General features: G+C 69.7%; 18 protein-coding genes, 1 tRNA gene and 1 pseudogene. 13 read left to right on the forward strand and 7 right to left on the reverse strand.

The features are described from left to right. Positions 1-1,412: BMP family ABC transporter substrate-binding protein (locus MK177_05830; GenBank protein MCH2426838.1), on the reverse strand; the 1,412-nt coding region annotated here is incomplete at its 3' end. A gap of 651 nt (positions 1,413-2,063) precedes the next feature. Between MK177_05830 and ychF the strand changes: the two genes are divergently transcribed. From ychF to MK177_05855, 5 genes are read left to right on the forward strand one after another with little or no spacing between them, the layout of a single operon-like run. Beyond that, positions 2,064-3,137, forward strand: a complete 1,074-nt coding sequence (gene ychF / locus MK177_05835; GenBank protein ID MCH2426839.1) for a redox-regulated ATPase YchF — start codon at positions 2,064-2,066, stop codon at positions 3,135-3,137. Positions 3,138-3,154: 17 nt separating this feature from the next. Continuing rightward, entirely contained in the window at positions 3,155-3,484 is a 330-nt protein-coding gene (locus MK177_05840) for a DUF192 domain-containing protein (protein MCH2426840.1), read from the forward strand. Beyond that, positions 3,481-4,320 carry a 16S rRNA (cytidine(1402)-2'-O)-methyltransferase gene (rsmI, locus tag MK177_05845; protein ID MCH2426841.1) on the forward strand — a complete coding sequence of 280 codons (840 nt, stop codon included), beginning with the start codon at positions 3,481-3,483 and terminating at the stop codon, positions 4,318-4,320. The genes MK177_05840 and rsmI overlap by 4 nt, the downstream gene beginning before the upstream one ends. 54 nt (positions 4,321-4,374) lie before the next feature. Beyond that, on the forward strand, positions 4,375-6,051 hold the full coding sequence (metG, locus tag MK177_05850) for a methionine--tRNA ligase (GenBank protein MCH2426842.1): 1,677 nt from the start codon (positions 4,375-4,377) through the stop codon (positions 6,049-6,051). Further along, complete coding sequence (locus MK177_05855) at positions 6,048-6,797, forward strand: TatD family hydrolase (protein ID MCH2426843.1); 750 nt, start codon at positions 6,048-6,050, stop codon at positions 6,795-6,797. The genes metG and MK177_05855 overlap by 4 nt, the downstream gene beginning before the upstream one ends. Positions 6,798-7,228: 431 nt before the next feature. Here MK177_05855 and MK177_05860 read toward each other — a convergent pair. Then, positions 7,229-7,432 (reverse strand): annotated as a pseudogene (locus MK177_05860) (response regulator). Between MK177_05860 and MK177_05865 the strand changes: the two are divergent. The 3 genes from MK177_05865 to MK177_05875 are packed head-to-tail and all read left to right on the forward strand — an operon-like array spanning position 7,420 to position 9,294. After that, positions 7,420-7,740, forward strand: coding sequence for a transglycosylase family protein (locus MK177_05865; GenBank protein MCH2426844.1), 321 nt, complete (start codon positions 7,420-7,422; stop codon positions 7,738-7,740). The pseudogene MK177_05860 and the gene MK177_05865 sit on opposite strands and share 13 nt — an antisense overlap. 22 nt (positions 7,741-7,762) lie before the next feature. Then, positions 7,763-8,581: a 16S rRNA (adenine(1518)-N(6)/adenine(1519)-N(6))-dimethyltransferase RsmA gene (gene rsmA, locus MK177_05870; GenBank protein MCH2426845.1), complete on the forward strand. Its 819-nt coding sequence runs from the start codon at positions 7,763-7,765 to the stop codon at positions 8,579-8,581. After that, complete coding sequence (locus MK177_05875; protein MCH2426846.1) at positions 8,578-9,294, forward strand: 4-(cytidine 5'-diphospho)-2-C-methyl-D-erythritol kinase; 717 nt, start codon at positions 8,578-8,580, stop codon at positions 9,292-9,294. Before rsmA ends, MK177_05875 begins: the two co-directional genes overlap by 4 nt. Positions 9,295-9,301: 7 nt before the next feature. Here MK177_05875 and MK177_05880 read toward each other — a convergent pair whose 3' ends face one another. Beyond that, a complete protein-coding gene (locus MK177_05880; GenBank protein MCH2426847.1) occupies positions 9,302-9,400 on the reverse strand; it encodes an AURKAIP1/COX24 domain-containing protein in 99 nt (32 codons plus the stop codon). 146 nt (positions 9,401-9,546) lie between these two features. Here MK177_05880 and MK177_05885 point away from each other — a divergent pair. Beyond that, positions 9,547-9,619 (forward strand) — tRNA-Gln (locus MK177_05885). Between the two features lie 18 nt (positions 9,620-9,637). Here the strand turns inward: MK177_05885 and cfa are convergent. Next, on the reverse strand, positions 9,638-10,753 hold the full coding sequence (cfa, locus tag MK177_05890; GenBank protein ID MCH2426848.1) for a cyclopropane fatty acyl phospholipid synthase: 1,116 nt from the start codon (positions 10,751-10,753) through the stop codon (positions 9,638-9,640). 107 nt (positions 10,754-10,860) lie between these two features. Between cfa and glnT the strand changes: the two genes are divergently transcribed. Beyond that, positions 10,861-12,213: a type III glutamate--ammonia ligase gene (gene glnT, locus MK177_05895; GenBank protein MCH2426849.1), complete on the forward strand. Its 1,353-nt coding sequence runs from the start codon at positions 10,861-10,863 to the stop codon at positions 12,211-12,213. 13 nt (positions 12,214-12,226) lie between these two features. Here the strand turns inward: glnT and MK177_05900 are convergent, their stop codons facing one another. After that, a complete protein-coding gene (locus MK177_05900) occupies positions 12,227-13,837 on the reverse strand; it encodes an AMP-binding protein (protein MCH2426850.1) in 1,611 nt (536 codons plus the stop codon). Between the two features lie 103 nt (positions 13,838-13,940). Between MK177_05900 and MK177_05905 the strand changes: the two genes are divergently transcribed. Next, positions 13,941-14,687, forward strand: coding sequence for an SDR family oxidoreductase (locus tag MK177_05905; protein MCH2426851.1), 747 nt, complete (start codon positions 13,941-13,943; stop codon positions 14,685-14,687). A gap of 7 nt (positions 14,688-14,694) precedes the next feature. Further along, positions 14,695-15,573 carry a phytanoyl-CoA dioxygenase family protein gene (locus MK177_05910; protein ID MCH2426852.1) on the forward strand — a complete coding sequence of 293 codons (879 nt, stop codon included), beginning with the start codon at positions 14,695-14,697 and terminating at the stop codon, positions 15,571-15,573. 40 nt (positions 15,574-15,613) lie between these two features. On the opposite strand, the gene MK177_05915 is transcribed toward MK177_05910, so the two are convergent. Further along, entirely contained in the window at positions 15,614-16,546 is a 933-nt protein-coding gene (locus MK177_05915; protein MCH2426853.1) for a hypothetical protein, read from the reverse strand. Positions 16,547-16,609: 63 nt separating this feature from the next. On the opposite strand from MK177_05915, the gene MK177_05920 reads away from it, so the two are divergent. Continuing rightward, a complete protein-coding gene (locus tag MK177_05920) occupies positions 16,610-17,452 on the forward strand; it encodes a phytanoyl-CoA dioxygenase family protein (GenBank protein MCH2426854.1) in 843 nt (280 codons plus the stop codon). A 4-nt stretch (positions 17,453-17,456) separates the two neighbouring features. Here the strand turns inward: MK177_05920 and MK177_05925 are convergent, their stop codons facing one another. Beyond that, the gene (locus tag MK177_05925; protein ID MCH2426855.1) at positions 17,457-18,734 is read right to left on the reverse strand and encodes an aminotransferase class V-fold PLP-dependent enzyme; all 1,278 of its coding nucleotides are present in this window, start codon (positions 18,732-18,734) and stop codon (positions 17,457-17,459) included. Between the last annotated feature and the right edge of the window lie 6 nt (positions 18,735-18,740).

Raw genomic sequence — 18,740 nt, forward strand, 5'->3', positions numbered from 1 at the left:
ATCTTCTGGTCGGTACTTATGAAGCTGATCGAGAAGTCCACGACCTTGTCGCGTTCCTCGGTGATCGTGATGCCGCCACCGGCCATGTCGAACTGGCCCTCGCCTGTGGCGATGATCGTGCCGTCCCAGGCAAACTCCTGGAAGCTCGGAACGCAGTTGAGCCGGGCACAGACCTCGTCCATGGCGTCGTAGTCCCAACCCATAGCCACACCGGTGTCAGCCGGGATGTAGGCGAATGGCAGGTAGGCGTTGTCAACTGCGATCGTGACGACGCGGCCACCCAGGTCGGGTAGCACCACTGCACGCTCGCCGGGCTCCGTCGGGACGGCGATCGACTTGTTGACGATCTTGGCCTTGAAGTCCTCGAGTTCGCCGACGATGTCGTCGATGAACCCACCGGTTGTGGCGTAACCGACACCGTCTACTGACAGGTCGAATGTCTGGCCACCGCCCTGGAAAGTGCCCTCGCCCACGGCCCTGATGGTGTTGAACACCGCTACTTCAACATGCTTGAGCATCGAGGTGAGGATGTATTCACGCACAGCCTCGTCGGCGGTCGTGTACTGGTCCTGGTCGACACCGATTGCCCAGACCTTCGAGCCCGAGTCCTCGGAGAACGACTTGGCTGCCTCGAAGAGACCGGCCCCCGAACCACCAGCGGCGTGGTACACGATGTCGGCACCCTTTTCGAACATGGACAGGGCGATCTCACGGCCCCGGTCGGGCGCGTTGAAGCCCGAGAAGTCCGGCGGCGCGCTGATGTATTCCACCATCACCGTCGCATCCGGGTTGACGATATTGACACCAGCGATGAACCCCGCCTCGAACTTGCCGATCAGGCCGATGTCGACGCCACCGATGAAGCCGATGGTGTCCACCGCGGTCTTGAGCCCAGCGGCTACGCCTACGAGGAATGAACCCTCGTGCTCGGCAAAGCCCAGGGAGGCCACATTGGGTGCCTCAACCCATCCGTCGATGATGCCAAAGCTGGTGTCCGGGTACTCGGCGGCCACCTCGGTCATCGTGTCGGCGAACAGGAAGCCAACGCCGATTACGAGGTCGTTGACGTCAGCCGACAGGCGCAGCAACTCTGCCCGGTTGGAGCCATCGCTGTTGGGGGAAGCATCAGAAATGATTGAACCCAACTCGTTCTGGGCTCGTTCGAGACCAACGTACGCGGAGTCGTTGAAGCCCCCGTCGCCACGTCCACCGATATCGAACACCAGGCCGACCGATACCGGCTCAGCCGGAGGCTCGGGGGCCTCCGTGGCTGTCGGGGCCTCTGTGGCTGCAGGTGCCGCTGCGGTCGTAGCCGCTGGCGCCGCCCCGTCATCGTCGTCAGATCCGCACGCCGAGACGACCAGGGCGAACCCCAGTATCACGGCGAGTAGGCGGGTGAATCGCTTGCTCATGAACCCCTCCGGTCCGTAGTCGCATCGTTGCGTCCGCGGAACGACCCCAGGCCGCCCGCGGGACCTCTGACCGTAGCGCGCCCTGTGACAGAAAGCACATGTGAGGCGGGCGGGTGGTCGTCCTGCCGGGCTCCTCGACTGCTCCAAGGGCTGTGTGCTCAGCCCGTGGATAGGCCCGGTGGCCGTTACCGAGGTGATTGTTCCGTCGCGACCCTGGTGGGTGAGGCGCACGGTGACGGGACAGGAGGCGGTCGACTTCGACGAGCGGAAGTGGATCAGGTCAGGAGGCTGTCGACTCCGAAGGTGTAGATCTGCTCGCTCGGGGTTGCATCGGACCGGCCGAGCACGGGATCGGTCTTGGCTGGCCTCCCTCGGGTCGCCGGGGCGCGGGACCGGGGGAGTGGCTCAGCTGTTGCGGCCCAGGTTGGGCTTGCGACCGTGGTTTGCCTTCTTGCGACGGGCCGAGGCCTTCTGCCGACTGGTGTGCTTGGACATGCCGATCAGGGTAACTGCCCCGACCGGGGATCCATCGGACGGTAGGCGGGCGCCGGTCACATCGCCGTGGACGGGTCGGCCTCCGCTCCTAGCCTTGTACATCGGTCCGGACGCCGTGGGCGGCTCTGGAGATCCTCGGTCGACGGGAGCTGTCAGGTGGAGCGATTCGGATTCGTGGGCCTGCCCAACGCGGGCAAGTCCTCGCTCTACAACGCCCTGGCTGGTGGTGGAGCGCTGGCCGCTCCATACGCCTTCGCCACCACCGAGCCGAACATCGGGGTCGCCAGGGTCCCCGACGACCGGCTGGGCCGACTGGCCGAGATGAGCGCCTCCCTCAGGGTCGTGCCGGCCAGCGTGGAGTTCGCCGACATAGGCGGCCTGGTCGAGGGCGCATCCCAGGGCGAGGGCCTGGGCAACAAGTTCCTTGCCGGCATCCGCGAGGTCGACGCCATCGTGTTCGTACTGCGGGCCTTCCGGGACGACGACGTTCCCGGCCCGAGGGATCCGCTGGAGCACCTGCGGGTGGTGGAGGTGGAGTTGGCGCTGGCCGACCTGGACACCGGCGAGAGGCAGCTCGACAAGCTGCGGCGGGCATCCAAGGGCGACAGGTCCCTGGGCGCGACCGTGGAGTCCCTCGACCGGGCTGTGGACCAGCTGGCCGAAGGTGTACCGCTCTACCGGAGCGACCTGTCGGCAGACGACCGTGCCGAGCTGAGGCCGTTCTTCCTGCTCACCGACAAGCCGGTGCTGGCCGTCGTCAACCTCGACGAGGAACAGGTCGTGGACCCCGGGCCGGTACTTGACCCGGTGGTGGCCGAGTTGGACGGTGCCGAGGTGATCGGCATGTGCATACAACTCGAGGCCGAGGCGGCCCTACTGCCCGAGGCCGACCGGGCCGAGATGCTCGAGGGCCTGGGCCTGGGGGAAGGCGCCCTGCCACGGTTCGTGCGCGGTGCCAATCACCTGCTCGGCCTGCGCACCTACTTCACCACCGGTGAGAAGGAGAGCCGGGCCTGGACATTCCGCGCCGGCTCGTCGGCTCCGGAGTGCGCCGGCCGCATCCACACCGACTTCCAGCGGGGTTTCATCCGGGCCGAGACCATCCGTTGGGACGTCCTGCTGGCAGAGGGATCCTGGGCTAGGGCACGCGAATCGGGTCTGGTCCGGAGCGAGGGCAAGGACTACCGGCCGCAGGACGGCGACGTCATGGAGTTCCGGTTCAACGTCTGAGCCCTACGATCACCACCATGCCGTGGTTGGTCCGTGGGGATCGGGTGCTGGCCAGCCTCGAGGTGGCCGATACGCCATCGACGCGGGCACGCGGCCTGCTGAGACGTGACGGCTTCGATGGTGCGCTCCTGTTGCGGCCCGCCCGATCGGTCCACACGCTCGGCATGCGGTTCGCCATCGACGTCGCCCACCTCGACATGGAGCTCCGCGTCCTTCGGATCACCCGCATGGCCGGCCAGAGGGTCGGCCGGCCGGTGCGGGGCGCACAGGCCGTGCTGGAGGCCGACGCCGGTTGCTTCGAACGATGGGGCCTGCGTGTTGGCGACGAGCTGGAGGTGCGGTCGTGAGCCGGACCGACGGGGGGTCTGCCCGGCTCATGCTGGTGGCCACGCCGATCGGCAACCTGGGCGACCTGTCGCCCAGGGCCGTCGAGACGCTCTCGACCGCCGACCTGGTGGCCTGCGAGGACACCCGCCGGACCGGCCGACTACTGCAGCACGCCGGGATCGTCGGATCCGAGTTGCTGCGCCTCGACGCCCACACGGAGGAGCGGGCGGCCGAGACGGTTGTGCGGCGCCTGGACGCCGGCGCGATCGTGGCGCTGGTTTCCGATGCCGGGATGCCGGGGATTTCCGATCCGGGCGAGCGGGTGGTACGGCGGGTGGTGGAGGCCGGCCACCGCGTGGAGGTGGTACCGGGTCCGTCGGCACCGGTGGCCGCGGTGGCTGCGAGCGGCCTGGCAGGCGACCGGTGGTGCATGGAGGGGTTCTTGCCGCGGAAGGGGAGCGCCCGGGCCGGGCGGCTGGCCGAACTGTCCGTAGAGGAGCGCACCATGGTGATCTTCGAGTCGCCACACCGCCTGGCAGCCACGCTGGTGGACCTCTCGACCGCAATGGGGGGCGGTCGCCGATTAGTTGTGGCCAGGGAGATGACGAAGCTCCACGAGGAGTTCTGGCGGGGAACCCTCGACGAGGCGGTCGGCTTCGCCTCCCAGGGCCTGAAGGGAGAGCTGGTGCTGGTGGTGGAGGGGTCGCCTCCGGTGGCCGAGGCAGACGACGACCGGATCCGGGCGGTGCTGGCCGAGGCCCTGGATGCAGGTGCCTCGACGCGCGATGCCGCTGACGAGGTGTCCCGCCGCCTCGGGGTGTCCCGGCGCCGCGCCTACCGCCTGGCACTGGAATGACCGCCCCCACAAGGGCCACGTTCCACGTCCGCGCCCACCGGTAGCCTCGTGTTCATGGCCGATGAGCACCCGACGGACCAGCGCGCCGGGACACCGGTGCTGGTCGCCGTGGCCTGGCCCTATGCGTCCGGGTCCCGCCACCTGGGCCACCTGGCCGGCGCCTACCTGCCGGCCGACATCTATGCCCGCCACCAGCGCCTGGTCGGCAACCGGGTGCTGATGGTGAGCGGTTCTGACATCCACGGCACCCCCATCACCGTCCGGGCCGACGCCGAGGGCGTGACCCCACGGGACATCGTGGACCGGTACCACGCCGAGTTCGTGGCCGACTGGGAGCGGCTGGGAATCAGTTGGGACCTGTACACGTCGACCGGGACCGAGAACCATGCGGCGGTCACCCACGACCTGTTCCTGCGGCTGCTGGAGAACGGGCACATAGACCGGCGCTTCAGCGAGCAGTACTTCGACGCCGAGGCCGGGCGCTTCCTTCCAGACCGCTACATCGAGGGGACTTGTCCCCACTGCGGCTACGTGGAGGCACGGGGCGACCAGTGCGAGGACTGCGGCCGGACTCTGGACCCCGAAGAGTTGCTGGATCCACGATCCAAGATCACCGGGAGCAGGCCGGAGGTCCGCGGGACCGAGCACTTCTACCTCCGGCTCTCCGATTTCTCCGACGAGCTGGGGGCGTGGCTGGATACCCGCGAGGGCTGGCGTCGACACGTCCTGAACTTCTCGAAGGGCTGGGTGGCCGAGGGCCTCCAGGATCGGGCCATCACCCGCGACCTGGACTGGGGAATCGACCTGCCGGTGGACGACCTGGGGCCTGGCAAGCGCATCTACGTCTGGTTCGAGGCCGTGATCGGTTACCTGTCGGCATCCAAGGAGTGGGCGCAGCTCCGGGGCGAGCCCGAGGCGTGGCGCCGGTGGTGGGAGGACGAGGATGCCCGATCCGTCTACTTCATCGGGAAGGACAACATCCCGTTCCACACCATCATCTGGCCGGGGATGCTGCTCGGCTACGGCGGGCTGAACCTGCCCACCGACGTGCCCGCCAACCAGTACGTGACCTTCAAGGGCGGCAAGGCGTCGGCCAGCCGCGGCGTGGGCCTCACCATCGGCGAGGGCCTGGACCTGTTCCAGGCCGACGCGCTCCGCTACGCCCTGGCCGCCTCCCTGCCCGAGCAGAGCGATACGGACCTCTCGGTCGAAGAGATCGGCCGGCGGATCAACGAGGAGCTTGTCGCCACCTGGGGAAACCTGGTCAACCGGGTGCTCTCGATGGTCCACAGAACCTGTGACGGCGCCGTCCCCACGGCCGACGGCCGAACGGTGGACGACCTGGCGCTGCTGGAAGCGGTGGACGAGGCCCTGGCCACGGTTACGACGCAGATCCAACGGGTGGAGCTCCGGGCCGCGCTGCGGACCGGGATGGGGGCGGCGGCGGCGGTCAACGCCTACCTCAACGCCATGGAACCGTGGAAGCTGGCCAAGGCCGATACCGACCGGGCCCGCGTGGTGCTGGGCACTGCGCTGGCCGCCGTGTCCGGCGTCCGCGTCGCCCTGGCGCCGTACCTGCCCTTCAGCACCGTGGCCCTGGACGACGTGCTGGGACCGGTCGAGGGATGGGAGCGTCGGGAGCCGCAGCCGGGTTCGCCCGTCGGGAAGCCGACGCCGCTCTTCGCCAAGGTGGACCTCGACATGCTGCTCTCCGATCGGGACGACGGGTGACCGACGCCTGGTTCGACAACCACTGCCACCTGGGTGTCGACGCGCCCGAGGTGGTGGCCCGGGCCCGCTCTGCCGGCGTGGTCGGCATGGTGACGGTGGGGTGCGACCTGGCTGACAGCCGGGCCGCGCTGGCCACGGCGGAGGCCTTCGACGACGTATGGGCGACCGCCGGTGTCCACCCCCACGAGGCCCGCGACGGTGTCGCCGGCCTGGCCGATCTCCTGGACGAGGCAGTGGCCGTGGGCGAGGCCGGCCTGGACTTCCACTACGACCACTCTCCCCGGGGCGCCCAGCGCGACGCCTTCGCAGCGCAGGTGTCGTTGGCCAACCAGTGGGGCCTTCCGCTGGTCGTGCACACCCGGGAGGCGTGGGAGGAGACCTTCGACCTGCTGGACCGCGAGGGGGTTCCGAAACGCACGGTGTTCCACTGCTTCACCGGAGGTCCGGACGAAGCCCGCGAGGGGCTGGCCAGGGGGGCGTTCCTTTCGTTCAGCGGGATCGTGACCTTCGGATCGGCAGACGACCTGCGGGCCGCCGCCGCCCTGTGCCCCCTGGAGCGGGCGCTGGTGGAGACCGATTCGCCCTATCTGGCGCCGGTTCCGCACCGTGGGAAGCCCAACGAGCCCGCCTTCGTCGGCCTGGTCGGTACCGCGGTTTCCGAGGCCATGGGGCTACCGGTCGGCGACGTGGCCATAGCCACCACGGCCAATGCCCGGGCCTTCTACGGGCTGGACGCGCAGACCTGAGCGACCCCACCCGGTCGTCCTCCGGTAGGGGTGACAGACGACCACCACCCGTCATCGGCGCCGGACCTTGCGCTGGTTGGTGGACCTCTCTAAGTTCGCGGCGGCGATTCGGTCGGAAACGGCCGTGTCTGGAGGGGAAAGGGACGGAGCTCTGGACGCCGAACCCACCGTGGAACGGTGGCGTGTGGTCGTCGTGGCCCTGGCCACGATCGCCGCGCTGCCCCTGTTCGTTCTGGAGAACCCGTCGTCGCCCGGTTCGTTGACCGGGACGGCGGACGCCTCTGGCGCGCCCGTGGTCCAGCCGGAGAAGGCGCAGCGGGCCGAGGTCGTGGATCTGGTCCTGTCTTCGGCGCCCTGGTTCGAACCGGACGTGGCCGGCCTCAGCGACCGGGCGCAGGCATGGCACGTGGCCCGTTCGTCGCGTGCCACGTTGGCCCGCCTCGCCGAGGTGGCCCGCCACCATGAGGCCGACGCCCTGGCGGTCGCCCGCCTGGTGGCCGCAGACGAGTTCGCCGATCAGGCGCGCCTGGAGGCACTGCTGGCCGCCAGGCAGGTCGAGATCGACCGGGAGGCCGAGCGGGTCCGACTCCGGGAGGCGGAGCTGCGTCGCCGCGAGGAGGCCATGACCACCCCGGGGCCGACCACGACCATTCCGTGGGACACGGCTCCCGACGCGGACGGGCCCACCGACATCCAGTGGGAGGCGCTGCGCTTCTGCGAGGCGACCGGGGACTACGGCGCCGTCAACCCGACGGGCAAGTACCGCGGGGCATACCAGTTCAGCCGCACGACCTGGGACTGGATCGCCGGGCTCCACCACGACCACCTGGTCGGCGTGGATCCCGCCGTTGCCGCCCCCCGCGACCAGGACCGCATGGCCAGGGCCCTCTACGACCTGCGGGGCCGGGGTCAGTGGCCGGTGTGCGGTCGCTACCTGCCCTGACGACGGCCGACGGTCACCGGCAGTGACCCTCACACGGACCGAGGTACGCGCGCTGCTGGACCGCTACGGGATCAGCCCCAAGCGTTCGCTGGGCCAGAACTTCGTCGTCGAGCCCAACACCGTCCGTCGGATCGCCGAGTTGGCGGCCGTGGGTGCCGGAGATCGGGTGGTCGAGATCGGCCCGGGGGTCGGATCGCTCACCCTCGCCCTGGCCGAGACCGGGGCGTCGGTCACCGCCGTGGAGATCGACGACGTCCTGGTCGAGGTGCTGGCCGAGACCACGGCCGGTCGGGACGTGGTCGTGCTGCACGCCGATGCGATGTCCGTTGACTGGGACTCGCTGCTGGGTGACGGACCCTGGACACTCGTGGCCAACCTTCCGTACAACATCTCGGTGCCCCTCGTGTGCGACCTGCTGGACGGGGTGCCGGGCATCGTACGCATGCTGGTGATGGTGCAGAAGGAGGTGGCCGAACGCCTCGTCGCCGTGCCCGGCGATGCCGCGTACGGCCTGCCGTCGGTGAAGGTGGCGTACCACTCCCGGGCTCGGATCGTCAGCAGGGTGCCACCCTCGGCCTTCCTGCCCCGTCCCCGGGTGGACTCGGCGCTGGTGGAGCTGGAGCGCCTGGCTGCTCCTGCTGTGGCGGCCGATCCCGAAGCCCTGTTCGGCCTCGTGCGTGCCGGGTTCGGACAGAGGCGCAAGATGCTGCGACGCTCCCTGTCCGGCCTGGCCGGTGCGGCGGCGTTCGAGGTGGCCGGAGTGGCGCCCACGGCGCGGGCCGAGGAGCTGGGGCTGGACGAGTGGGCATCGCTGGCCGATGCCACAGCGGTGGTCGGATGACGGGCGTCCGGTTGTCGGCGCCAGCCAAGCTGACGCTTTCGCTCCGGGTGGTCGGCCTCCGTGGCGACGGTTACCACCTGGTGGACGCCGAGATGGTGGCCATCGACCTGTCCGATCGCCTCGTCATCTCCAACGGCGACGGCCTGCAGGTCGTGGCAGCCGATGGGGGGCTGGAAGTCGTCGGTGGCGGCGACAACCTGGTGGCGGCGGCACTACGGCTGGCCGGTCGATCGGCCCACGTGGTGGTCCACAAGGCCGTTCCGGCCGGAGCGGGCCTGGGCGGCGGCTCCGCCGACGCCGCGGCGATCCTGCGATGGGCCGGCTGGACCGACGTTGTGGGAGCGGCTGCCATCGGTGCCGACGTGTCCTTCTGCCTCGTCGGGGGTCGGGCCCGGGTGACGGGCATAGGAGAGGTGGTCGAGCCCATGGCGTTCCGCGAGATGGCCTTCACCCTGCTGACGCCACCGGTGGGGTGTCCGACTGTGGACGTCTACCGTCGCTGGGATGAGATGGGGGGGCCTACCGGGGACAATGGCAACGACCTCGAACCGGCGGCGTTGGACCTCGTCCCGGACCTGGCGCGTTGTCGTGACGAGTTGGGTGATGCGACGGGTGTGCGTCCGCGGCTGGCCGGGAGCGGAAGTACCTGGTTCGTCGAAGGGGAGTATCCGGGAGGGGGGCGGCGGGTGGTGAGGACCCTGCCCCCGGCCTGAGACCGGCCTACTTGCCCCGCATCCGCTGGGCGCGGGTGCGCTTGAGCATCTTGCGGTGCTTCTTCTTGCGCATGCGCTTGCGGCGCTTCTTGATCAGAGATCCCATGACGGGCGGCAATCTAACGCCACGCCTGCCGCTTGCGGTCCGAGCGGGCAGAGGTTCTCGCCATGCCGGGTGCCGCACCCGACGGCGCTCTCAGGTTTCGGTAGGTGGGATGGAGACGGCTACTACGCTCAGCGGGTCTCGCCCAGTGGCCGGTAGTTCAACTGGCAGAACGCCTGATTTTGGATCAGGAGGATGCAGGTTCGAATCCTGCCCGGCCAGCGAGACGGCCCAGTTCGATCAGCGGATGCCCTCGTAGACGGGTGAGGCACGCCCGGTCCGACTGAACACGATCTGGAAGAGCTGCAGGTTCCGGACCCTGAACGACGCCGCCGACGAGAGCAGGTAGTAGCGCCAGGTCCGGCGAAACCGTTCGTCATAGCCGGGGACCTCCTCCCAGCGCGCCTCGATGTTGGCGTGCCATGCCAGCAGCGTCCGGTCGTAGTCGGGTCCCAGGTTCTGGACGTCCTCGACGGCCCACCGCGGCTGGGCCGCACCGGCGATCTGGTGCAGCGACGGCACCACGCCCCCGGGGAAGATGTAGCGGTCGAACCAGGCGTCGACCGACTGCGTCGACTCGTTGGATCCGATGGTGTGGTGCAGCATCAGGCCGTCGGGTTCCAGCAGGTCGTCGCACCGGTCGAAGAACTCCGCGTAGTTCCTGGGCCCCACGTGCTCCATCATCCCGATGCTCACGATCCGGTCGTAGCTGCCCGTCACCTCCCGGTAGTCCTGCTGCTGGAACTCCACCGGCAGGCCACCGGCGCGTCGGCGGGCCTCGGTCACCTGCTCGCTGGCCGGGCTGATGCCGACCACCGTGGCGCCGTGGTGGGTCGCCGCGTGGCGGGCGAAGCCGCCCCAGCCGCACCCGATGTCGAGCACCCGCATCCCGGGCTCGAGGTGGAGCTTCCGGCAGATCAGCTCCATCTTGGCCATCTGGGCGGCGTCCAGGTCGTTGGCCCCGTCCCACCGTGCGCAGCTGTAGACCATTTCCGGCCCCAGCATCCGGAGGTACAGGTCGTTGCCGATGTCGTAGTGGGCCCGGGCGTTGCGGCCAGCCCGACCTGTGGTCTGGCGGTTCGTGAGTCGGGACCGCGCCATGTGGAAGAGCAGCGTCGGACTGGGCCGGATCGTGGACCGCACGTCGGCGGTCAGGACCCTGACCAGGAACTCGTCGACCCGTAGGGCATCCCACCAGCCCTCCTGGTAGGCCTCGCCGAGGCCCAACTCGCGATCCCGGAGGACACGCGCCCAGAACCGGTCGTCGTGTACCTGGATGTCGTGGGGCCTATCGCCACCGACGGCTATCCCGGCGCCGTCCAGCAGCGCCACGCCCTGCTCCCTGATGCTGGTCACGGGTCCCCAGTCGTGGTCTGCGCGGTGGACCGGATGGTAGCCGGGCCGATTCGTGGGAGAGTCCGTCTACGAAAGCGGGGTTTGCGAGGCCCCGGGGGGAGCACGGTATGACACCGGATGAACTGAAGGCGCGAATCGCCGAGGACGGCGTGGAGTTCGTCTACGCCATGTTCGTAGAGATGCACGGCAAGCCGTGCGCCAAGCTGGTTCCGGTCAGCGCCATCGACGACCTGCTGGAGGTGGGTGCCGGGTTCGCGGGGTTCGCTGCCGGGCCGCTCAGCCAGACGCCGGCCGACCCGGACATCCTGGCCATCCCGGACCCGGCCTCCTACACCCGGCTGCCGTGGCAGCCCAACGTGGCCGCCATGCAGTGCGACGCCACCGTCGAGGGCGAGCCGTGGCCCTACGCCCCCCGGGTGATCCTCCAGCGGGCCATGGAACGGGCCGCCGAGCAGAACCTGGTGCTGAAGGCGGGCGCCGAGGTCGAGTACTCCCTGCTCCACCGCAACGAGGACGGTTCGCTACGGCCGGCCGACGAGCGGGACACGTCGGCCCTGCCCTGCTACGACGCCCGGGGCCTGACCACCGCGCTCGACCACCTCACGACTGTGTCGAGGCACATGGATGCCATGGGGTGGGGCAACTACGCAAACGACCACGAGGACGCAAACGGGCAGTTCGAGCAGAACTTCCAGTACGCGGATGCCCTCACCACGTCGGACCGCCTCATCCTGCTGCGCCTCATGCTGCACACCCTGGCCCGCCGCCAGGGCCTCTACGCCACCGTCATGCCCAAGCCGTTCGCCGACAAGACCGGCAACGGGCTCCACACCCACCTCAGCCTCTGGACGGCCGACACCGACGAACCCCTGTTCCACGACGACGACGACCCCCGGGGGCTCGGCCTCAGCGGGCTGGCATACCGCTTCGTCGCCGGCATCCTGGACCACGCCCAGGGCCTGACGGCCATCGTCTGCCCGACCGTGAACTCGTTCAAGCGGATAGGCGTCGGGCCTCCCGACTCGGGCGCAACCTGGGCTCCGGCCTACGTGGCCTACGGCGGCAACAACCGGACCCAGATGATCCGCGTGCCGGAGGGCGGTCGGATCGAGGTCCGGGTCCCCGACGGGTCGGCCAACCCGTACCTGGCCTTCACGGCCCTGCTCGGCGCCGGCCTGGACGGCGTGGCCCGCGAGGCCGACCCGGGCGAGCCGAACGGCGACAACCTGTTCGCACTGGGCCTTGACGAGATCGCGGCCCGGGGCATCACCGCCCTGCCGCCGACCCTCCTCCACGCCTGCGACGAGCTGGTGGCCGACGACGTGCTGCGAGCCGAGTTCGGCACCGGTCGCGATGGCGACTACGTGGACTACTTCGCCGCCGTCAAGCGGGCCGAGTTCCGGGCCATCACCGACCAGGTGACGGCCGCAGAGGTCGACGCCTACCTGACGTTGGTGTAGACGGGGTGGCCGCTCAGGCCAGCTCGGTCCACTGGCCGTCCACCCACTGGTCGCGCAGCACGAACTTCTGGATCTTGCCGCTCCCCGTCAACGGGAACTCGTCGACCTGGAACCAGTGCCGGGGCGTCTTGTGGGGCGCCAGGTGCTCGCGCAGGTATGCGAAGAGCTCGCCCCTGTCGATCACCTCGCCCGGTGCGGGTCGGAGGAAGGCGGAGATCACCTCGCCCCACCTGTCGTCCGGTAGGCCGACCACGGCCACCTCGGCGACCGTCGAGTGGGCGAACAGCAGTTCCTCCAGCTCCCGCGGGTAGATGTTCTCGCCGCCCCGGATGATCATGTCCTTGAGACGGCCCTCGATGGACAGGTAGCCCCGCTCGTCCATGGAGGCAAGGTCGCCGGTGTGGAGCCATCCGTCGGCGTCGATGGTCTCGGCGGTGGCGTCGGGCATCTCGTAGTAGCCGTGCATCACCAGGTAGCCGCGGGCGCAGTACTCGCCGATGGTGCCCACCGGGACGGTCTCGCCGGTCTCGGGGTCGACGATCTTGACCTCCACGTGCGGCATGGCCGGCCCGATCGTGTTGGCCTTGTCGATGATCGTGTCGAAGGTCTGCGTCATCGACGAGACCGGCGAGAGCTCGGTCTGGCCGAACACGATGGTGAACGGTGCGCCCAGCTCCTTCTCGAACCGCTCGACCAGCGGGGCAGGGACGGTCGAGCCTCCCGAACAGACGGCCTCCACGTTGGACAGGTCGCTGGTGGCGAAGTCGGGGTGCTCCAGCATGGCCACCAGCATCGTGGGGACGCCCAGCATGGTCGCCCCGCCGTAGGTGTCGAACAGCTCCAGGACCAGACCCGGGTCGAAGGCCTCCACCAGGACCAGCGTCACCCGCTTGGAGACGCCGCTGAGCACGCCCAGCACGCAGCCCCCGGTGTGGAACAACGGCATGGTGCAGATCCACACGACCCCGTCGCTGACCCCCATCCGGTCCGCCGTGTGGGCTCCGTTGTTCACGAGCCCCCTGTGGAACAGGAGGGCGCCCTTCGGGAAGCCGGTGGTGCCCGACGTGTACTGAATCATGCACGCATCCATCGGGTCCGGGTCGACGAGTTCGCCGTCCCAGTCGTCGCCGTCGGCCAGGAAGGCCTCCCACTCGTCCAGGCGGATGATCTCCCGCAGGTCCGGGCACCCGGGCTGCACGTCGGTGGCCGTGGCCAGCATCGGGTTGCCCCGGAACTCGGGGAGCACGATGAGTCCGGCGGACCTCGACTGGGTGAGCACGTACTGCAGTTCGCGGGCCTGGAAGGCCGGGTTGACGGTCACCAGGATCACGCCGGCCATGGCGCAGCCGAACTCCAGAATCATCCATTCGGGGACGTTGGGCGCCCAGACGGCCACCCGCTCTCCGACCTGGAAGTGGGCCCGGATGGCCCGCGCCGCCCGTTCGGCGTCGACGAGCAGCTCGGCGTAGGTCCACTCCCGCCGGTTGTCCCGGTCCGGGGTCCCGGCGACCAGGGCCACCCGGTCGGGGACGTCGCTCGCCACCTCCCGCAGCAGCCCGCCGATCGTCAGGTCGCGGAGCGGCGGTTCGGTCGGGCCACTGGTCTGGGACATGGTGAGGGACATGGGCCCGAACCGTACATCCACGGTCCCGGACGGTTGTGCGGTCCGTAGGGCACTACGTTTCGCGGCGTAGCGGCAACGACCGGGTCGACGAGGGGAGGTGGCCGTGGGAACGCTCGACGGGAGGTCGGTAGTGGTCACCGGCGCCAGCAGCGGTATCGGCGAGGCCGTTGCCCGACGGCTGGTAGCCGAGGGGGCGCTCGTGACCATCGGAAGCCGGTCGGAGCCGGTCGTGGCCGGTGCCACCTGGGTACCGACCGACGTGGCCGACCCGTCGGCGGCAGATGCGCTGATCGATGCTGCGGTCGACGCCAATGGCGGGTTGAATGTGCTGGTCAACAACGCCGGCGTGCAGGTCGTGAGGACGCTGGCGGACACCACCGACGGGGAGTTCGACCACGTCATGGACGTGAACGTGCGGGGCGTCTTCAACTGCTGCCGTGCCGCCATCCGCTGGATGAGCGACAACGGGGGTGGTTCGATCATCAACGTCGGTTCGGTGGCCGCCGACGCGGCCGACCACTCGATGGCGGTCTACAACGCCTCGAAGGGGGCCGTTCACTCGCTCACCCGGTCGATCGCCATCGACCACGGACGGGACGGCGTGCGCTGCAACGCCATCTGCCCGGGCTGGATCGCCACCGCTATGGCCGAGGTGGCCTTCGAGCAGTCCGACGATCCGACGGCCGCAAGGGCCGGAGCCGTGGACCGGCATCCGGTGGGTCGTCTGGGCTCGCCCGAGGACGTGGCCAACCTGGCGGCCTGGCTGGCCTCCGACGAGGCGACCTTCGTCTCGGGGAGCCTGTTCACGATCGACGGCGGCCTCACCGCGCAGAGCCCCATAGGGGGCTGAGCCGACCTTGGCCGGATCGCTGACCCCCGAGCAGGTCGAGTCGTACGAACGGGACGGCTACCTGTTTCCCGTGGGCGTGTTCGACGCCACGGAGGCAGCGGAGTTCCGGGTGGACCTCGAGGCGTTCGAAGACCGCTGGCGCGACTCCCCGGGCCTGGCCCACCCGTTCGTCCAGTACCTGCGCGACGGCATGCAGGTCGTCAGCCCGGCGGCCGACCGCATCGCCCGACACCCGGTGGTCCTGGATGTCGTCGAATCGGTGGTCGGCCCCGACCTCATGGTCTGGAACTGCGAGTTGCTCGTCAAGGAGCCCCACAGCCCGAAGATGCTCACCATGCACCAGGACCACAGATACTGGGGCTTCGGATCCTCAGGGGACCAGATCACAGCGTGGATCGCCCTTTCCGAGGTGACCGACGCCAACGGGGCCATGCACTTCGTCCGGGGCAGCCACCTGCTCGGCGACGTCGACCACCACGACACCTTCGGCGCCGACAACATCCTCAGCCGCGGCCAGGAGATCACGGTCGGCCATGACGCCGAGGACGAGGTGGTCGTTGCGCTGCATCCCGGCGAGATGTCGCTGCACCACGGCCTGATGTTCCACGGGTCGGGACCCAACAGGTCGGACGTGCGACGGATGGGGGTCGCCATCCGGTACGTGACACCTTCGGTCCGCCAGGAGGTCGGCGGCGTCGACTACGCCACCCCGGTCCGCGGTGACTGCTCCGGCGCCGAGTTCCTGCCGTTGCCCGTCCCCACCTCGGACTTCGATCCCGACACGCTCCCGTTCCACGAGCGGATGCTGGTGGTCCATGACACCACCCTCGGGGCCGGCGCCGAGCAACCCATGGCCTACGACGGCATCCGGCCCATCCGACCGTAGAGACCCGGGCGGGTGGCGACCCGCTGAGGGGAGAGTCGGTTCAGTCGGACCCGGTGGGGTAGCCGGGGTAGGAGTCCTTGAAGACGCCCTGGTGGAGCAGCACCTCGGCGGTTGCGACGTCGGTCGCCACGTCGGTGAGCGTGGACCTGGTCCAGTACGACTCCGTACGTCGGCTCTCGCTGAGGGCGACGATCCCGCGGTCGATCCGGTAGGTGTGGCCCACCAGCACCGGGCTGCCCAGGAGCCGGACCTCCAGGTCGATGAACAACCCGACCGACGGCTGGCGGGCGGCGAACCCCGAGTGCTTGGAGGCGGCGTTGGTGAGCACGCTCAGCATCTCGATGGGGACGATCGGCGCCCCCCAGGGGGTGTCGGCACCCGGCAGGTACCAGTCCAGCGGCTCGGTGATCAGGTCCAGCTTCTCGGCCAGCGAGAACGGGTAGAGCTCGCCGAAGTCGTCCTCGAAGGTCACGGCGATCGTCTCGTCACCGGGTCCGGTCTGGCCGACCGACAGCAGGTCGATCACGTGGAGGCGTTCAGGTGGCGAACCCTGGGCCCTGGCCAGGCGGGGCGCCAGCTCGGTCTCCGGGTGGTCGGGGCCCAGCGACGCGGTGCCGGCCAGCACCGGGGTGCCGTCGGCCTTGGCGGCGTCGATCCGGACGATCCCCGCGGCCGGACCGTCGGCCGAGATCGTGGCCCGCACCTCCTCGCCGCCGACGACCATCGTCTGGAAGTGGGCGCTCACGCACCCGTGGCTGAACCAACGGTCGCCCCAGAGGGCGGCCAGCAACGGGTCCAGCTGGCTGAAGTGGGTAGGACCCTCGATCGGTCCGGCGGCGAGGCCGAGGGCCGCCGCGGTGGCGTCGTCGTGGACGCTGGCGTGTCCACCGTACGACTGGTCGGCCAGCATCTGGGCTGGGGCCCGCAGGGGTCCGATGAGGGTGAACGGGGTGTCGGAGGTGGGTCGGGCCATCGTCGTGACCGTACCGGCCGGCCCGTATTGCACAGGGATCAGGCGAGGGGGAAGGCTGGGGCAATGGCCGAGCTGACCACCCTGGACTCCGATGCACCGATCGACGATGTGCTGGCCGCCCTGCACCGCGATGGCGGGGTGATCGTGCGCGACATGCTCACCGACGACGGACGCCGGGCGATCGTCGACGAGTTGGCCTCGGGCCTCGAAGCCGTGGCGCCCGGTTCCCGGAGCGGCATGGAACTCTGGGAGGCCTTCCACGGTGCCAACACAATCCGCTTCTGCGGCCTGGCGGCCCGCAGTCGTGCCTTCGTCGACCACGCCCTGCTGAATCCGGTGCTGGCCGCGGTCGCCGACCGGGAGCTGCTGCCGGGTTGTGCGGACTACTGGCTGAACACCGGTCAGGTCATGGCCGTAGGGCCCGACGAGGCGGCCCAGTACCTGCACCGCGACGAGAACAACTGGCCCGAGGCCGTCAGCCCGGAGCGGGAGGTGACCATCAGCTGCATGTTTGCCCTCTCGGACTTCACCCGGGAGAACGGTGCCACGGTGGTTGTACCGGGGAGCCAGTTACTTCCGCCGGGCCTGGTGCGGGGCCACGACGTGACCGAGGTCGAGGTGGCCCATGCCGAGATGTCGGCCGGCAGCGGGATGATCTACTCCGGCAAGGTCATCCACGGTGCCGGGGCCAACGCCACCGACGGCTGGCGCTACGGCATGCACGTGAGCTTCGTGGCCGGGTGGCTGCGTCCGGAGGAGGCCAGCCCCATCCAGGTAGACCGGGACCGGGTAGCGACGCTTCCCGAGAGGGCCCGACAACTCCTGGGTTGGTCGTCCTACCACTCCGACGGCGGCGGTCGGATCTGGCTGGTCGACTTCGAGGACGCATCCCGACTCTTCGACTGAGTCGCTACTCCAGGGTGGCGTAGTCGGTCGCCGTACCCGGCGCCGCGGCACGGGCCTCGACGACCGCTCCGGCGAGGTCCTCCAGCCACTCGGCGACGATCGGCGCGTTTCCCGCGCTGACCGTCAGGTGGAGTCCGTCCGGCGGGCCCTGTCGGTCGTGGTGCCAGCCCCGGGCCGCCATGGCGTCACCCAGGGCGAACACGTCGATCGACTCCCCGTAGGACGGGTCGGAGGTGATCGACAGCAGGTGGTGCCGGGGATCGCCCGGCACCGTGAGGCCGTCGACCGCACGAACCCCGACCCGGATCCGGTCGGCGGCTTCGATCGTCGACCGGACGAGTCGCCGGTAGCCGTCCATGCCGAGGTGGCGGACCACCGCCCATGCGGCCGCCATCGGCAGGCCCGAACGGGTGCCCTGCAGGTTCGGCGTCACGTAGCGACCTCCCAGCCAGCCGTCGAAGTCGAACGTCTGGTAGCGCCGGAGCTGGCGTGACCTGTGGAGGATGACCGACGCTCCCTTCGGGGCGTAGCCCAGCTTGTGGAGGTCGGCGGAGATGGTAGTGACCCCCTCGACCGCCAGGTCCCAGGGCGGAGAGCCCCAGGCGTCGGGATCCTCGATGGCGGCGAACGGGAGGACGAAGCCGCCCATGCAGGCGTCCACGTGGCAGCTCGCCCCCACGCTGGCCGCCAGCTCGGCGATCTCGGCCACCGGGTCGACGACCCCCTGCGGGTACTGGGGGGCCGATGCCACGACCAGGGCGGTCTTCGGGCCGATGGCGTCGGCCATGGCATCCAGGTCGACCGTCCAGGCGTCGGTCACGGGCACGACCCGGGTCCGCAGGCCGAAGAGGTGGGCGCCCTTGTGGAACGCAGCGTGGGCGCTCTCGGCCAGGACGATCTCGGGGTCCACCACGGACCGTTCGGACCTGGCCCGCTCCCTGGCGGCCTCCACGGCACACAGGATGCTCTCGGTGCCCCCGCTGGTCAGGAAGCCGGCGGTCCCTGCCGGGCCGTGGAGGAGCTCCGCGGTCCATCCGCAGAGCTCGGACTGGATCTCGCCCAGGGACGGGAAGGCGGAGGTGTTGAGGGCGTTCTCGTGGAGGAAGAGCCGGGCCGCCCGTTCTGCGACCTCGCGGACCTCGTCACCGCCGTCGAACACGAGGCCGAAGGTGCGCCCCTCGGCCCACCGGACGTCCCCGTCCTTCTTGGAGCCAAGTTCCCGGACCACCTCGTCGACCGGGGAGCCGGTGGGCGGGAACGGCCGGATCGTGGATGACGCCATCGCCCG

Source organism: Acidimicrobiales bacterium (assembly GCA_022452145.1).
In the GTDB taxonomy this organism is placed as follows: domain Bacteria; phylum Actinomycetota; class Acidimicrobiia; order Acidimicrobiales; family MedAcidi-G1; genus UBA9410.

Coding starts and splice junctions, on each gene's coding strand:
- MK177_05840 (MCH2426840.1), top strand. CDS start 3,155: ATGCCGTGGTTGGTCCGTGGGGATCGGGTGCTGGCCAGCCTCGAGGTG.
- metG (MCH2426842.1), top strand. CDS start 4,375: ATGGCCGATGAGCACCCGACGGACCAGCGCGCCGGGACACCGGTGCTG.
- MK177_05865 (MCH2426844.1), top strand. CDS start 7,420: ATGACCACCCCGGGGCCGACCACGACCATTCCGTGGGACACGGCTCCC.
- MK177_05875 (MCH2426846.1), top strand. CDS start 8,578: ATGACGGGCGTCCGGTTGTCGGCGCCAGCCAAGCTGACGCTTTCGCTC.
- MK177_05880 (MCH2426847.1), bottom strand. CDS start 9,400: ATGGGATCTCTGATCAAGAAGCGCCGCAAGCGCATGCGCAAGAAGAAG.
- glnT (MCH2426849.1), top strand. CDS start 10,861: ATGACACCGGATGAACTGAAGGCGCGAATCGCCGAGGACGGCGTGGAG.
- MK177_05900 (MCH2426850.1), bottom strand. CDS start 13,837: ATGTCCCTCACCATGTCCCAGACCAGTGGCCCGACCGAACCGCCGCTC.
- MK177_05915 (MCH2426853.1), bottom strand. CDS start 16,546: ATGGCCCGACCCACCTCCGACACCCCGTTCACCCTCATCGGACCCCTG.
- MK177_05920 (MCH2426854.1), top strand. CDS start 16,610: ATGGCCGAGCTGACCACCCTGGACTCCGATGCACCGATCGACGATGTG.
- MK177_05925 (MCH2426855.1), bottom strand. CDS start 18,734: ATGGCGTCATCCACGATCCGGCCGTTCCCGCCCACCGGCTCCCCGGTC.